General features: G+C 46.0%; 20 protein-coding genes. 4 read left to right on the forward strand and 16 right to left on the reverse strand.

Annotation, left to right across the window (positions count from 1 at the left end; genetic code table 11):
- Nucleotides 1-5: 5 nt before the first annotated feature.
- Both VKA52_RS14255 and VKA52_RS14260 read right to left on the reverse strand, forming a co-directional pair.
- A complete protein-coding gene (locus tag VKA52_RS14255; protein WP_160914520.1) occupies nucleotides 6-542 on the reverse strand; it encodes a hypothetical protein in 537 nt (178 codons plus the stop codon).
- 113 nt (nucleotides 543-655) lie between these two features.
- Entirely contained in the window at nucleotides 656-1,921 is a 1,266-nt protein-coding gene (locus VKA52_RS14260; protein ID WP_326316146.1) for an MDR family MFS transporter, read from the reverse strand.
- Between the two features lie 97 nt (nucleotides 1,922-2,018).
- Here VKA52_RS14260 and VKA52_RS14265 point away from each other — a divergent pair, with 97 nt between their 5' ends.
- Nucleotides 2,019-3,782, forward strand: coding sequence for an ABC transporter substrate-binding protein (locus VKA52_RS14265; RefSeq protein ID WP_326316147.1), 1,764 nt, complete (start codon nucleotides 2,019-2,021; stop codon nucleotides 3,780-3,782).
- A gap of 40 nt (nucleotides 3,783-3,822) precedes the next feature.
- On the opposite strand, the gene VKA52_RS14270 is transcribed toward VKA52_RS14265, so the two are convergent.
- On the reverse strand, nucleotides 3,823-4,176 hold the full coding sequence (locus VKA52_RS14270; RefSeq protein WP_326316148.1) for an ASCH domain-containing protein: 354 nt from the start codon (nucleotides 4,174-4,176) through the stop codon (nucleotides 3,823-3,825).
- A 190-nt stretch (nucleotides 4,177-4,366) separates the two neighbouring features.
- Here VKA52_RS14270 and VKA52_RS14275 point away from each other — a divergent pair, with 190 nt between their 5' ends.
- Nucleotides 4,367-4,912 (forward strand): hypothetical protein, encoded by a 546-nt coding sequence (locus VKA52_RS14275; protein ID WP_326316149.1) that lies wholly within the window; start codon nucleotides 4,367-4,369, stop codon nucleotides 4,910-4,912.
- Between the two features lie 149 nt (nucleotides 4,913-5,061).
- On the opposite strand, the gene VKA52_RS14280 is transcribed toward VKA52_RS14275, so the two are convergent.
- From VKA52_RS14280 to VKA52_RS14340, 13 genes are all read right to left on the reverse strand, one after another.
- A complete protein-coding gene (locus VKA52_RS14280) occupies nucleotides 5,062-5,808 on the reverse strand; it encodes an SAM-dependent methyltransferase (protein ID WP_326316150.1) in 747 nt (248 codons plus the stop codon).
- 379 nt (nucleotides 5,809-6,187) lie between these two features.
- Nucleotides 6,188-6,709, reverse strand: a complete 522-nt coding sequence (locus tag VKA52_RS14285) for a GNAT family N-acetyltransferase (protein ID WP_326316151.1) — start codon at nucleotides 6,707-6,709, stop codon at nucleotides 6,188-6,190.
- A 26-nt stretch (nucleotides 6,710-6,735) separates the two neighbouring features.
- Nucleotides 6,736-7,011 (reverse strand): hypothetical protein, encoded by a 276-nt coding sequence (locus tag VKA52_RS14290; RefSeq protein ID WP_326316152.1) that lies wholly within the window; start codon nucleotides 7,009-7,011, stop codon nucleotides 6,736-6,738.
- A gap of 4 nt (nucleotides 7,012-7,015) precedes the next feature.
- Nucleotides 7,016-7,489, reverse strand: a complete 474-nt coding sequence (locus VKA52_RS14295; protein WP_326316153.1) for a GNAT family N-acetyltransferase — start codon at nucleotides 7,487-7,489, stop codon at nucleotides 7,016-7,018.
- Between the two features lie 54 nt (nucleotides 7,490-7,543).
- Nucleotides 7,544-8,479 carry a hypothetical protein gene (locus VKA52_RS14300; protein WP_326316154.1) on the reverse strand — a complete coding sequence of 312 codons (936 nt, stop codon included), beginning with the start codon at nucleotides 8,477-8,479 and terminating at the stop codon, nucleotides 7,544-7,546.
- 17 nt (nucleotides 8,480-8,496) lie between these two features.
- The gene (locus VKA52_RS14305) at nucleotides 8,497-9,246 is read right to left on the reverse strand and encodes an SDR family NAD(P)-dependent oxidoreductase (RefSeq protein WP_326316155.1); all 750 of its coding nucleotides are present in this window, start codon (nucleotides 9,244-9,246) and stop codon (nucleotides 8,497-8,499) included.
- Nucleotides 9,247-9,260: 14 nt separating this feature from the next.
- A complete protein-coding gene (locus tag VKA52_RS14310) occupies nucleotides 9,261-9,602 on the reverse strand; it encodes a hypothetical protein (RefSeq protein WP_326316156.1) in 342 nt (113 codons plus the stop codon).
- Nucleotides 9,599-10,015 (reverse strand): hypothetical protein, encoded by a 417-nt coding sequence (locus VKA52_RS14315; protein ID WP_326316157.1) that lies wholly within the window; start codon nucleotides 10,013-10,015, stop codon nucleotides 9,599-9,601. The genes VKA52_RS14310 and VKA52_RS14315 overlap by 4 nt, the downstream gene beginning before the upstream one ends.
- Nucleotides 10,016-10,043: 28 nt before the next feature.
- Nucleotides 10,044-10,412: a hypothetical protein gene (locus tag VKA52_RS14320; RefSeq protein ID WP_160914499.1), complete on the reverse strand. Its 369-nt coding sequence runs from the start codon at nucleotides 10,410-10,412 to the stop codon at nucleotides 10,044-10,046.
- A 312-nt stretch (nucleotides 10,413-10,724) separates the two neighbouring features.
- Nucleotides 10,725-10,931, reverse strand: coding sequence for a hypothetical protein (locus tag VKA52_RS14325; protein ID WP_326316158.1), 207 nt, complete (start codon nucleotides 10,929-10,931; stop codon nucleotides 10,725-10,727).
- 4 nt (nucleotides 10,932-10,935) lie between these two features.
- Nucleotides 10,936-11,217, reverse strand: coding sequence for a hypothetical protein (locus VKA52_RS14330; protein WP_326316159.1), 282 nt, complete (start codon nucleotides 11,215-11,217; stop codon nucleotides 10,936-10,938).
- Between the two features lie 78 nt (nucleotides 11,218-11,295).
- Entirely contained in the window at nucleotides 11,296-11,811 is a 516-nt protein-coding gene (locus tag VKA52_RS14335) for a hypothetical protein (protein ID WP_326316160.1), read from the reverse strand.
- Entirely contained in the window at nucleotides 11,792-12,214 is a 423-nt protein-coding gene (locus VKA52_RS14340; RefSeq protein ID WP_326316161.1) for a cytidine deaminase, read from the reverse strand. The genes VKA52_RS14335 and VKA52_RS14340 overlap by 20 nt, the downstream gene beginning before the upstream one ends.
- A gap of 236 nt (nucleotides 12,215-12,450) precedes the next feature.
- Between VKA52_RS14340 and VKA52_RS14345 the strand changes: the two genes are divergently transcribed.
- The gene (locus tag VKA52_RS14345) at nucleotides 12,451-12,975 is read left to right on the forward strand and encodes a peroxiredoxin family protein (RefSeq protein ID WP_326316162.1); all 525 of its coding nucleotides are present in this window, start codon (nucleotides 12,451-12,453) and stop codon (nucleotides 12,973-12,975) included.
- Between the two features lie 99 nt (nucleotides 12,976-13,074).
- A complete protein-coding gene (locus VKA52_RS14350) occupies nucleotides 13,075-13,686 on the forward strand; it encodes a class I SAM-dependent methyltransferase (RefSeq protein WP_326316163.1) in 612 nt (203 codons plus the stop codon).
- The last annotated feature ends 14 nt before the right edge of the window (nucleotides 13,687-13,700 follow it).

The raw sequence follows: 13,700 nt of genomic DNA on the forward strand, positions 1-13,700 counted from the left end.
ATTTACTACTCTAAGGCAGTACGAAGATCTTCAAAGTTGCTATATTGGATACTTGTTAATTTGTCCTCTTCATTCGTTTGTGCATGTCCTTCAACGTTAACCGTTTTACTTTCATTGCTTTCGTTATCCATATAAGACACTTCCACAGTGAACGTATAATAATCTTCTTCTTCTTCCATCTCTATATCCTCAACACTCAACGTATAATTTGGGTGTGCGAGGCTCTGAGCCATTAATGCCCTATTCGTATTTACCAGATAATTTTCAAAGAAACGTTCAGTCATATAGGGTTTGAAATTTTCCTCACGATAATCACCAAGCTCTTTGGCATACTCTTCCACATCGCCTTCAGGACCCTCGATTAACTTTTCCTGTTCCTCATCAGGACCGGTAAAACTATGCTCTAGAACTGTCCGGATGTTTTCTTCGCTTCCATTCTCTTCGGCATGGGTCTCTGCGTCTTCCGAATTGGTGCAGCCTACAGATAATAGTAGAATCCCTGCCAGGAATAATGGCTTCAAATATTTTTTGATGGTTTCCATAAATGACCCCTCCGTTTTTTCTTCTTACTTATTCCATACGGAAGAGCAGCGCCTTTTGTTTCAAAATATTAGAAATTCATTTTACTCGACGGTAGGGATCAGTCCTGCTATCCTTATGAACCACTCGCCTCAAGGACGATTTCTTCCGGTGATTTCCTCCGACGGATCGCCATTTTGGAAAAGTGGATGCCCGCGAACACGAGCCCGACGTATAATACCGCCATTCCGTAACCACCGATGACATTCCCGATGATGATTCCCAAGGCTCCAAGGATCTTTCCGAACTGAAAGACGAGTCCGTTGAAAGCCATATACGCTCCGCGCCGTGTGTCGTCGACAATATCAGCAAGGAGCGACTGCCTCGTCGGAACATACAGCAATTCACCGATGGATAGGACGATGACAGCGATGAAAAGGCCGGGGATGTGATTGCTGAACGCGAGAAACGCATACCCAAGCCCAAATAAAGCGAAGCCGGCATACATGATCGGTTCTTCCTTTTTCCCCTTGATCCATTTTGAGAAAAGCGATGTGAACAAGACGATGAACAACGTGTTCGCGACCGTCAGCAGACTGAGCAGCCGGATGCCGTCCAGTTCAAATGAAAACAGGCCGAAAAGATCCATCATGTTTGAAGCGATGTCCTGCTCTAAACGGACGGATATGAAATTGTTGCGCTGGAATTCGATGCCAAGGATCGCAATCCCACCGACCGTGAATGCGAGGAACGGGATGTCTCTCATCACGAGGCTGTAATTTTTCAAGACCGGTTTCAGTCCGTACCCTTCCCTCACCTTCTCTTCGCTCACGACGTATGTATCGGTGATCTTCGTACTCGTCATCCAGAGCGTCAGCAGGCTGATCCCTAAGAGGACGGCGATCAATTCGAACAGATTCCTCTCGAAAAACCAGCCGCCGATCATGAGCCCGATCATCATCGACATGTTGATCGCCCAGTAGTTGATCGCATACATGAACGCCCGGGAGTCTTTTGTGCTGACATCAATCAGCATCGCCTCGGCCGCCGGATTCACGAGTCCTCCGGCGATTCCGATGAGCAGCAGCATGACAAACGTTACCCACGCGGATTGAAACCACGGAGAATTGGCAAGGAACATGCCGATGAACGCCGCAAGCTTCAGGATCTCCCCTGTCACCATCAAACGTTTCCGTCCGATGATATCTGCCAGGTACCCGCCGTAAAGGCCGGTCACAAACTGGGCACCGACTTGGATCAGCAGTAAAATTCCTGCGACCGTCGCATTGATTTCTTTTGTAAAATAGATGGCCATGAATGGAAACACAGCCGCCCCGACGACCCGGCTGAGAAAAGATGTATAAATCCGGATCCGGATGTTGGGATGCAATTCTTTTAACATAAGATTTCCCCCTTCGCTCCCTTTATTATGGGGTTTCCAAAAAGGGGTAAAAAGGGTACAATTTAGAAAAATCTGTCCCCTTTTAGGAGGTGCACCGATGCTCGACGAACGGTATTTTTCATTACGCGCTCATTTATATGAACGGGAAGATGACCAGAAGATCTCGTTTAAGCTGCAGGAACTGGAAACCATTTGGTATTGTTCTCAGAAGAATGCGAAGAGAATTTTAAAAGAAATGGAAGCTCATGGAAAACTCACCTACATTCCAGGCAAAGGACGCGGAAAGCCGTCCACCCTGCTTTTCCCGCAATCGTTCCAGAAGGAAGTCGAGGATTTCGTCACCGCCTGTGTGGAGCGCGATGAGCTGGATGAAGCGGCCCATCTCCTGCGCCTGCCGATCCCGAAGTCCTGGATTGCGAAAGCTTCCTATGATATCCGCAAAATGTTCAGCTACCGGGAGCAAAGCAGCCCGAAAGATGTGCTTCATGCTTTTATGGCTAGATCACTGACGACACTCGATCCACTGGAAGTGTCCATCACCTTCGAAGCGCATATGATCGAACAGCTCGGCGATCCGCTTCTCAAATATGATGCGGAACGAGATGAAGTGCTCCCTCACATCGCCCATCACGTGGAGGTCGACGAATCGTCCAGGACTTGGACGTTCCATTTGCGAAAAGGGGTCCGGTTTCATAATGACGAAGAGCTGACGAGTGAGGATGTCCGGTTCACGTTATCGAGAGCGAGGAATAAGGAAACCTCTACGTCCTGGCTGACAGATGGGATTCGGGGCATTGACTGTCCGAGCCGATATAAAGTCATCATCCATTTGGAGAAACCGAATCCGTTTTTTCCGAGATACATGGCCGCATCGAATTTGTGCATCCTTCCATCGGCCACACCCTTCAATGAATACGAGTGGATTGGAACCGGCCCTTTTTATCTGAAGGAGCGCACAGAGAACAAGCTCGTCCTCTCTGCCTTCGACGGATATTTCAAAGAACGTCCGTTACTTGATGAGGTCCAGTTTTTCAAAGTTTCCCAGGAAGCTGCGAGCATCATCAATTTCACGGTGGCAGACGGAGACGACGTGAACCCGGCTCAGAAACATGAAGTCGAAACCGGCTTCCGTTTTCTGACGTTCAATCATCATAAAAAGAACATTGTCCAGAATCCTTATTTCCGAGAAGCCATCTACCACCTGATGGATATCGGAAGGATGGCTGCCGATTTCGGCTGGCGCTCCTTCACTGACCCTGCTGAAAGTCCTGGCGAAAATCATTACATCGAAGCCAGCAGTTTCGCCCCATCACGATCGATACACTTGCAGAAAAAGAGCGCGATGATTCCAGAGCTGTTGAAAAAATCCGGCTACGCAGGCGAACCGTTGAAACTGTATCACCTTGAATTTCCGAGTGCCGTGCAGGAAGCGGAATGGCTGGAGGAAAGAGGAGCCGCCTATGGCATCCATTTCGAACGTCATCCCTTCAACTTCTCCAATTTCTATACGGAAGAGATGGACAAAGACGTGGATTTGATCTTCATGGGAGAAGTGTCCTCGCTCGACCCCCATCTCTCTTTTTTAGGAGCTTTTTACAACAAGAACCTTTTCTTTCAACGCTTCTTCCCGGATTGGGGACTGCAGTGGATTCATGACAAACTTGAGGTTTTCAAAAGGCAGGATACGGCGGATGATCGTGAGCGGGTGATGGCTGAAATTGAAACGTACATACGACAACAGCAGCTGTTGATTTTCCAATACCATCCTGTGAAAGTCCGCACGTTCCACCCGATGATTAAAAACGTCCGGTTTCAGTCGTTCGGTCATTTCGATTTCTCGAAGATATGGATTCCAAGATAAGCGAAGGCCCGCCCCTGACTTAGAGGGACGGGCCTTCGATTTATCTTCGTGCTTTCTCCAGGTCGACCCAGATGACAGCTCCCGCAGGATGGGTATAGGCCAAGGGTTCTTCATAAAGGACTGGATTTTGCAAAACCCACGCACATGTGCGTTTGTATGGCATTTGTCTACAATCCTCTTCTGGAATCCCATGCAGATGCGTAGTTTTTCTATATTCCTCCTGCGACAATTCCCTGCTCTCCACGACGTCCACCGTTCCGAAAACCTGCCCGGTGCCACTTTTGATCAAGCCTATGGTTCCTCGCTTTTTCGTGTGGGTGCCACGGATTTCCCATGTTTTCTCCCCACTCAAAATCATATCGATCCACGGTTCTTTCACTAACAGACCTTTCATTCCCTTTCCTCCTTTTCTAAATGGACACATAATTTGCTGTATTCCTTCATGACTGGCATGGAGGAATCTTTCGATGATCGATCCCTTAGCCCCTGGCGGTTAGGGTTCTATGTTTTAGGGAAAAAGGACTATGACTGGATGCAAATTCCAATATTTTTAAAAAGAGAGATTCATAAGGGGAGGATGTCCGTTGAAGAAACTGATCAAGATTATTGCTGCGCTATTTTTTATTACCAGTTGTTCCAATGACGAAAACGTAGATGGCACTCCGAAAGAAGACGATGCCAAACCATTGGAAGAACAAATCGTTGAAGTGATGAAAGAGAATGACTTCTTCCCGCCGGAAGATATCGTGGATTACGAAATCAAAGGCGACTATATTTACGTGTTCATGCACTCTCAACTTAACGGCTTGAGCCTGGCTATCCTCAAGCACAACTCTGACTCCGTGGAATGGTTGATGGGTGATCAAGCCATTCAAGAAACGGCCTCTTTCGTTTATAAAGGAGAAGATGAGACCTCTCCTGTTGTGACGGTTGTATTTTCAGATGCCCCGGATGTGAAAGATGTAAAAGTATTAGGAGAACATGCCAAGCGGATTCAGTTGACCCAGGAACTGACGGATGATTATTCCGTGGAAGTGAAGTACTGGGTTCACTTTTCTGACAAGGTGGAGCCTAATGAAGACGGATTTCCAGATAATCCGCCATCAAATACAGTAGAATACATCCGTTAACCTCTTCCATTCATCCACAGCAAATTTAAGAGTAAATCCTTGATCGGAAAGTATTCTTTCGTCTTCAAACAAAGCACCCGTATGTAGCTTAAAGGCAGTTTCTCACAATGTTATCATTGAAATATATCTTAGTTCGTAAACGTTGAAACCTAAACATTCCTAAAAAGATAGATACCAAATCCAAGGGTTTCTCTACCCCATTTTAAATACATGGTTCTCCAATTCCTAATTCTCTTCAACATTGCCGAACAATCAGGGTCTTCAGGGTTATCATAGCAATAATCCTCAATCGATTTTGAATACAACCATTCATAGGCATCAAAATCATCTTCATTGGCAACGGTAGACCATAAAGGGATTAGAGCATACTCCTCAGCTGTAAATATATTTTGTGGGTGATACAAGATCTCGTTTTCTTCTACACCAAATTCGGTTAGATATTCTTCATCCGGTTTTTTTCTCCAATAAAGTTCACCTAAAAGAATATAACCGCCTTTTGCCACCATCTTTTTCAAGGATTCTATGGTGTTTCGATAGCCACCTAATGCATGGGAAGACCCGATACATATTCCCAAGTTAAATTCATTATCCAATGTCTTCAAAGCTGAATTGGCATCTTCCTTGATGACCGTGATGTTATTTAAAACCCCTCTATTCTTCGCATTCTCCTTTAATTGTTCTGTAAAATCCCCAAATTGTTCGATAGCGGTACAATGAGAATTATAATTTTCACTAATTCGCAGTAGAAGTTCACCTTTTCCAGCACCAACGTCGATTACTTTGTCTTTCTCTGTCAAAGAAAGTAGTTTTATCACTTCATCCAATTTTGACGGGGAGATTGGATTATAAAAAGAATGATTTTTATGTCCAACTGATGAAAACTTGTTACTATCCAAAACAAAACCTCCAACGATTTTTAAACCTATTATATTGTAAAAAAACAAAAAGTCTTGTTTAACTAAACTGCCTCGTTACTTGAATAACGATTTTCAGCTCATTTCACCATAAAAATACCAACTATCCTCCGTATTCCTTCTTCGCCATTTCAATTAAAAATAGTTCAATTATGGGTACAAATTGCAATAATTCACTCTTAAATTGAACTCCTTCATTCACTTTTGAAGTTTCTTTAATTCATTCGAAGCCTTCCCTCACAATTAATATGGAAACACCCATGGAAAGAAGTTCTGGAAGCTCACAGTCCTTCGGTTCATTTTATGTATGGCCACGGCAATCAAGAGACGTTAGATAGAGGGCTTCCCCTCCAGGTCAACTTCACGTTTCAATCCAATACCTCTTGACCACATTCCCGTCCTCTTCAATAAAATCTTCATCTTCCTGACCTCCATTGTTCAAAATCGTTTTCATGGAGCCCGTGTTGATTTCATCGCAGACGACAAGAGTATTCGTAATGCCAAGCTCTTTGGATTTCAGCAGGGATAAACGTAACAATTCCGTCGCATATCCTTTTCTTCGTTCCGATGGACGGATGCCATAGCCGATGTGCCCGCCAGCATTCCGCAACGGTTCTGTCAATGCATGGCGGATATTCACGGCACCGATCACCCGATTCACTTGATCGACGAGCCAGTAAGTGGACCCAGGAACAAATCCTTCAGGCAGGTCGATCCCTTTCGCTTCCTTATGTAAATTCTCAACCATAGCTGGGAAGTCCGAGGGGTCTTTCGCAATCACCCATGGAATCATGGCTTCTCCACTATCTTTCCATTCTTTATAAAAACAAAGATACGATTCTTCCAGTTCTATGGCAGGTTCAACCAGTTTCAATAGACTCATTTTCGCTCCCCCTAGTTCTTTACCCATTAAAAGCCTCTCATCACTTCTTTTCTCTTTTCACACCGCTGACATTCGATGATTTCCCCGGGTCCATCCTCATTCCAACGGACGCGTTCATAGGTATGAAGGCCAAGCCGACACCGTAAGCTCTTCTCGTTTTTCTCTAGTAGAGCATGGATCATGAGAGTCAGCACTCCCGGCACCATCAGGAAGAGGATGAGCCACGTATTCTTCACCCCGGAGAGGATGAGCACGGGTCCGGCCATAACAAGAAACGAACCCACGACATGCCACTTACGCATCTCATCAAATCTCCTTTTTCAATAAAAGTTCATCCACGATCGGGATGCCATGATCACCGATGGCGGGGATTTCGGGTTTCACATCCCTTGCTCGCTGAACCGCATCATGAAAGATCTCCATGATACGGAACCCGCGTTTTTGATAGAAAGCGAGAGCTTGTATGTTGTCATTCGTCGTAATGACAGACAACGAACGGCATCCCAGACGTGCGGCTTCCTCTTCCACCTTATCGATGAGCGATGTTCCGATCCCCTTTTTTTCTATTAAACTGTCGAGGGAGATGATTTCACATGCCCCCTCCTTCTTCACATAAGTGATCAACCCTATGATCTCTTGATCTTCCAAGGCGGCAAATCCGCTAAGCTCCGGGCATTCATAAACCCCGCTCGAGATGACCATCTTTGTGCCACCCCGATGGGTATGAAAAAAATCCACCTTGTCCCGGGTGGATATGTGTTTCAAGTCTATGATTCTCATGACTTTTCTCCTTGTATCCATTATGTACGTACCCCTAAAGAACAGGGTACGGTGTTAATCCGGCAGACGATTGAAAGCCTTCAATTTCTGATAGCGATCCACAGCGAGGATTCCCTGCCACTGCCTTTTGCTGACGGCGAAAGCTTCAGATCCATCTCCCCAATCCCACGTCAGATCCCAGACACCATCCTCATTCATTGTTTCCAAATAGAAATCCAGATTTTCTTTCAACAGTCCCGGATGCTTTTCAGCAAGGATATGTTTTGGTGAATGGATGAGATCGAGCGGAAGCGGTTTGTAGCTGCTGCCCCAACTCTCTGGGTCTTTCTCTATGCACCGTTCTGCAAGAAGCACAGTTTTTGCATTCACTTCTTCGAATGAAAACGGGGTATGGACAGCGACCATGTCCTTATGACGGAACAGGACATTCATCAATTTTTGAAAACAATTGACTTCGTGAAAGTCCATCAAATCGACAGCCATCAAATGGGCGACGGCTTTTTCTACACTCGCCCAACCCGTTGTCGCCCCTTCACTGTCTTCATACGACCAGTGAATGAGAAAACCAGCCAGTTCTGCGCCGGGGTTGAACATCCAATTTTGCTGGACGCCTTCTTTCCAATGCCACCACGGGGCATGAGGGTGATGATTGTGTTCAGGAAGAACCGAAGGCCACATGCCTGTCTCTTCATCGTACGTATCAAGCAGGTAGGAGAGCATATCAAGGACGACACGTTCTTTAGAAGCGACATCCAGTTCGTACAAGTACTGTCCGGCGGCCCATGTCGCCATCGGAGAGGATTCCGGCAGCCAAAAGTCCGGTTCAATGCCATGGCCGAAACCTCCATCCTCGTTTTGGAAAGCGCGTATGTAATGAATGACCTCACTCTTCAAACCGCCTTCCATCATGGCATGCCATCGAGCTGCCTCCAAAGGCCGTGCGTTCCTTTTGATCCACTTGCTTGTCCGTGTCATCGTCTCTCGATTCATCCTACTCACACACCCCTCTAAAATGTTTTCCCTCCGTTGACGCTGATGTTCTGTCCTGTAATGAAGGACGAATCCTCACTGCTTAAGAACCGTACGGCATTGGCGATATCTTTCGGTTCCCCCATTCTTTTCAGAGGAACATCACTCAGATAAGAAGATTTTGTTTCTTCCGATACCTCTCCATGCCGTTCAACAGGAGTAAAACCAGGGTGAACCGCATTCACTGTGATGCCGTGTTCGCCGAGTTCACTGGCCCACGAACGCGTCATGCCGACAACGGCTGACTTCGCCGTTACATAATTGGAAAAATGGGCATTACCGAGTTCTACGACTTCACTCCCAATATTGATGATCCGTCCCCACTTTTCCTCCTTCATCGAAGGCAGGATAGCTTTTGTAAGGAGTAACGGAGCCTTCGTTGTAAAGCGTAGCTGATCGAGATAATCCTCCCAGGTCACATCTTCAAGGGAATATTCGGGCTGAGGACCTGTGGCGTTGTTGACGATGATCGTAACGGGACGTCCTGCTTGTTGTTCCGCCTCCCGCACAAGACGCTCCACTTCTTCCTCTTCCGTCACATTTGCCTGGACCGCGTGCGCTTGTCCTCCATTTTCCCGGATATGGTGAACGACCTCATCGGCCGATTCCTGATCACGATTATAATTGATGATCACCGTGACACCAGAGGCCGCCAGGTTATAGGCGATTTCCTTTCCAAGACCTTTAGAGCCGCCTGTCACAAGTGCCACTTTTTCTTCCATAGACATCGTTTCTCCTCCTTCTATTCTCCCATAGCCAGATGATAACGTTTCGTGATTCCGTCGTATTCAGCGATCAATATGGCCGGGATTTCTTTCGATTCATATAGGATCGTTCCTGGGGGGAGATCGCTCGCCATGCCCTTTTCAACAATGGCGACTTCTTCACCTTTGGTCAGATGCTTCTCGCTGATCCATTCCGCTCCATGGGTATAGACATTTCCGTTCTCCAATTCCACGAAATCCGCATCAGGATTCATGCTGAGCACCTGCCTTCTGTCCAGCAGCCCTCCTTCCCCTGTTCCTGGAGAACAGGCGGAAAGGAGCACAATGACAACCATCCCCGAAACTAAAATCCTTTTCATAAGGCACGTTCCCTTTTTCTAATCGAATGAATCAGGGTAAAGCCAAAAATGAATCCAAAAAGGATGGGTCCCTGAATCGCATGCATCGCAAAAAATTTCGTCACCGGATTCAGTGGAAAGTTCGTGTAATACAACCAGTGCGAAACGGAAACAAAGAGACTTGGAATACCGATTCCGATGAACTCCTGCCACGCAAAACCTTTCAGCCGGGCTTCTCTAGATCTGCGCCATAGAAAAGGAAGAGCAAACAACATCCCAAAAACAACCGGGAAGATCAAATCGAAGATCATCAGTGGCAGGACATTGAATTCCATCTCCGCCTGGTCAGCGAGTCCTCCACGGATACTCAACATCCCCATCATCGCGGCTATCAAAAAGACAGCAAATCCCAGATGAAACAAAAGTCTTCTCATCACAACACCTCAACTATATGTATGTCTGTTATTCAAGGACCGTGATTTGCTTGGCTGTCACTTTCCTGCTTTCTGGATCTTCATTGATCTCTGTACTTTCACTGAGCGTCACCCGGATTTTGAGCAGTTTTTCCTCTCTCGCTTGTTCTCTGAACGTCTCCATTTTCAGATCCTCTCCATTATCCGTATGGACCGGGGTATCAGGAGGAACGAGAACGAGGCAGGGCCATCCTTCTTCCGAGTCCGCCACTTCTCCCTTGTGCACGGCCGAGGAGCATTCGACTTCTAAACCGCCGACTTTGACTGCTGTCACTTGACCTTGGAACGCACTTACATCTTTTCCAGCGACACTGCATCCTACGACTAAGAGTAAAAGAACGACAAGTAATTTCTTCACGATGTCTCACCTTTCTGTAAATTCGAGCACACAACGTCCGCGCTCTCCGTATGTATTGTTACTAAAAGCGTACCATGTATGGAATAAATTGAAAATACTGACATGGGTTTATTGTCATCATTTGTTAAAAAATACTAGGAATTTAGATTCACTTTGTTAAGAATCATCATCCTGATCATCGATTCCGATGCTTGAGGCACGATTTCTTCCGTTCGCAACTCTCATTCGCTCCATGGCACAAAGTTGCTAATAAAACGCGCAAAAACCTGCGAATAAAAGTAATAATAAAAGTATTAGAAAACAAAGAACAAATTATAATGGTCGATAACAGTTAGGGCAGACGGTCTGGCCTTTTCCCCTTTTCAGCTTTTCCCCGCAATGGTGGCAGGTGATGGAAGAGGAATCGGGAGCAATCAACCCTTTAAATCCACCTTTCATTCGTTTGACAGACAATATGCCGAACCTGAATCCAAGCCCAATCAGAATCCCGATGATCATTAAAGAAATCAACATCCCCATAGAATCACCTCCGCTGCTTCGTCACTTTCTCCTTGATGAGGTAGACGAGAAGACCTATCCCGAAAATGAGTACGAATACAATAAAAGATCCGCTCCACTGGAAACCTGTATCTTTGATAGACAAGTAGTACAGCGAGTGATCCAGAAAGGATAACGAAAAATCAAAAGTGAGGTCCGGCCAGATCATTGCTGCCAGCACACTGAGGAGATTGACATACAAAAACACCATCAATGCCCCCACACCATATTTCAAGGATGGAACGACGTGCTTATTGATGCCATTCATGAAAAATCACACTCCCACATTGATGGTAAGGATAGCTTCAAACCAACCATTCTTCCACACATAGAAAATGTTCGGATGTCATTTTCCACTTCTCCAGCGAATGGAACAACCAGCCACCTTTTCATCTATCCGGTTCTGATTAAAACTGACCCAAAACATGTGACCGTCTCCAGAGAGGCAGAACTGATCCCCATTACCGATAGAAAACACCAGGGCATGATCGTAATAAAAAGTTCCTATGCATTTTTGATAAACGTCGACCCTTTCAATCGTACGGAATAACGATAAGCCTGAAGAACGCGTGGCATGAGCCAACCCGCCCACTTCCTCATAGGGAAGCGGGCTTGGTGTCTGCTTTTCATGGATGGTTATTTCGTAGACATCCTCAAAATCAGGGCCTACATCCGTGTTCAGTTCAAAAACGAGGTAATGGGCCGGTGTGGTATTGATGACTAGTGTTTCACTAGTAGAAAAAACTCCATTCTTAAAATCTTGTCTATTCATTTGGAAGAAATCCGACTGCAGCACCTGAATGGATTTACCGGTCCAATTCTTCAACAGCTGCAACTCTCGTTCACTCAGTAGATGTTTCATTTTCTTCCTCATAAGCTCTTGACCAGTGATGAGGCTGAACTTCCGCAAGTGTCTTGAACACCAGCTGATCGCCGGGATGAGTCACAGCGACTTTCACATCATCGCCCCAGAAAAACAACCGCTCCTGACAAACCCCGCAAGGCGACAACACTTTATAGGAAGAGCGTTCATCGTCTCTCGCGATGCACAGGGAATGCGTAACCCGTTGGTTCCGCTTATGGGCTTCGAGAATCCCCCCTGTCTCCATGCAGAGATTCACAGCATCATTGATGACATCTGGCGCGATGCTCGTCAGGATGGTGCCATCCTCGATCCGGATCGCTGCTGCTCCTCCCCAACCGCTTGGATATCTATGTTCCACAAGTGCTTTGGCTTCCTCATATAACTCTCTTTCCCTATTCATCTTGTAACCCTCTCTTCTATTTCCTCTTCTCCTGTGTATACGGTCGTAAACAGGAAAAAGTTTCATAGATACCCAGCAATTATTATAATTATCTTAAAATTTGGTTAATCTAAAGGAGAAAGCCATTTTCACAAGAGATTCAACCGTATAATGAAAGCGTTCAAGAAAATATAAGTCACAAACAACAAGCCTCAGGATTAACTTGAAGAAGAACCATCAGGAAAGGAGGAGCCGTTATGTCTGAGTTCAGGCTCGGCGATCGTGTTCCGAACTTTATCTTGCCTACGGTAACCGGAGAACAGTTTTTGTTAGAATCCCACCAGGAGATTCATGAGAAAAGTTGGCATTTGATTGTTTTCTTCCAAGGATCATGGTCACCGGAATGCGTCCGCTTTTTAAAGCAGATCGAGGATCACCTCCGCGACTTTTCCAAGGAGCATGTCACCGTCATGGCGATTGCCGCAGAAAATACTGCGGGGTTGAAACGTATGGCGGACAAAGAAAATTTCACGTTCCCGCTTTTAGCCGATGAATTTCTATCGATCAACGAAGCATTCGGCGTATATACTCAACATCGAGAAATTTCCAATGAAGGGATCCGTTCATTCGGGGAACCGGCCTGCTTCCTGATCAACCACGAGGGAGAACTGCTATATCAACAAAAACAAACCGGCCCCTTCGGCAGGGCCTGTGCTGCGGATTTGCTGAAGACTATCCGCCATCTCAAGAGTCAGCAGCAAACCAAGGGCAGCGCCTCCTAAATGCTGCCTTCTTCAATACGTACGGTCATCCATTTGTAAAACCGGACTATGTTATACTGATCCATAGTAAGAAAAATCAGACAAAGCGGTGAACTTGATATGCTAGAAGATACGGGCGAACGGGTCATACCGAAAGAAATGGACCCGATGAATAACATGCTTCTTGAGCACATTGCACGGTACGTCTTTTCCACCCCCTATGTCCATGGGAGGGTATTGGACCTGGCATGCGGGACCGGCTATGGAAGTCTCAAAATAGCGAAAGATACAAAAGAGAAGATCGATGAAATCATAGGCATGGATATTTGTGAGGAAACCTTGCAATACGCGGTTCACAACTACTATCACCCTTTGCTCACCTTCAAGCAGGGAGATGCGATGGATGCTTCTCTGCCAGAGGAGATCGGGACCTTTGATACGATTCTCAGTTTTGAAACGATCGAACACGTCAAGAATGACCGTTTGTTCGTCCAGCGTATGTACGATTTATTGAAGCCAGGCGGCATGCTTATTCTGTCCACTCCATTCGGCGAAGGAAGGGATTATGAATGCGGTCAGCCTTTCCATTACTTTCAACTGACCCCGGAGGAATTCGAGGAATTGTTCGAAGACTTTTCTGAAAAAGAAATCTATAATCAGCGTGGCGTCACTATTGAGCCTCCACGTGAAGGCGTCTATTATCCTTTAGGTGTCGCTGTATGTAAAAAGTAGGGACCCTTTGATCA

The sequence above is a fragment of the Halobacillus sp. HZG1 genome (genome assembly GCF_035818575.1).
Classification (GTDB): Bacteria; Bacillota; Bacilli; order Bacillales; family Halobacillaceae; genus Halobacillus; species Halobacillus litoralis.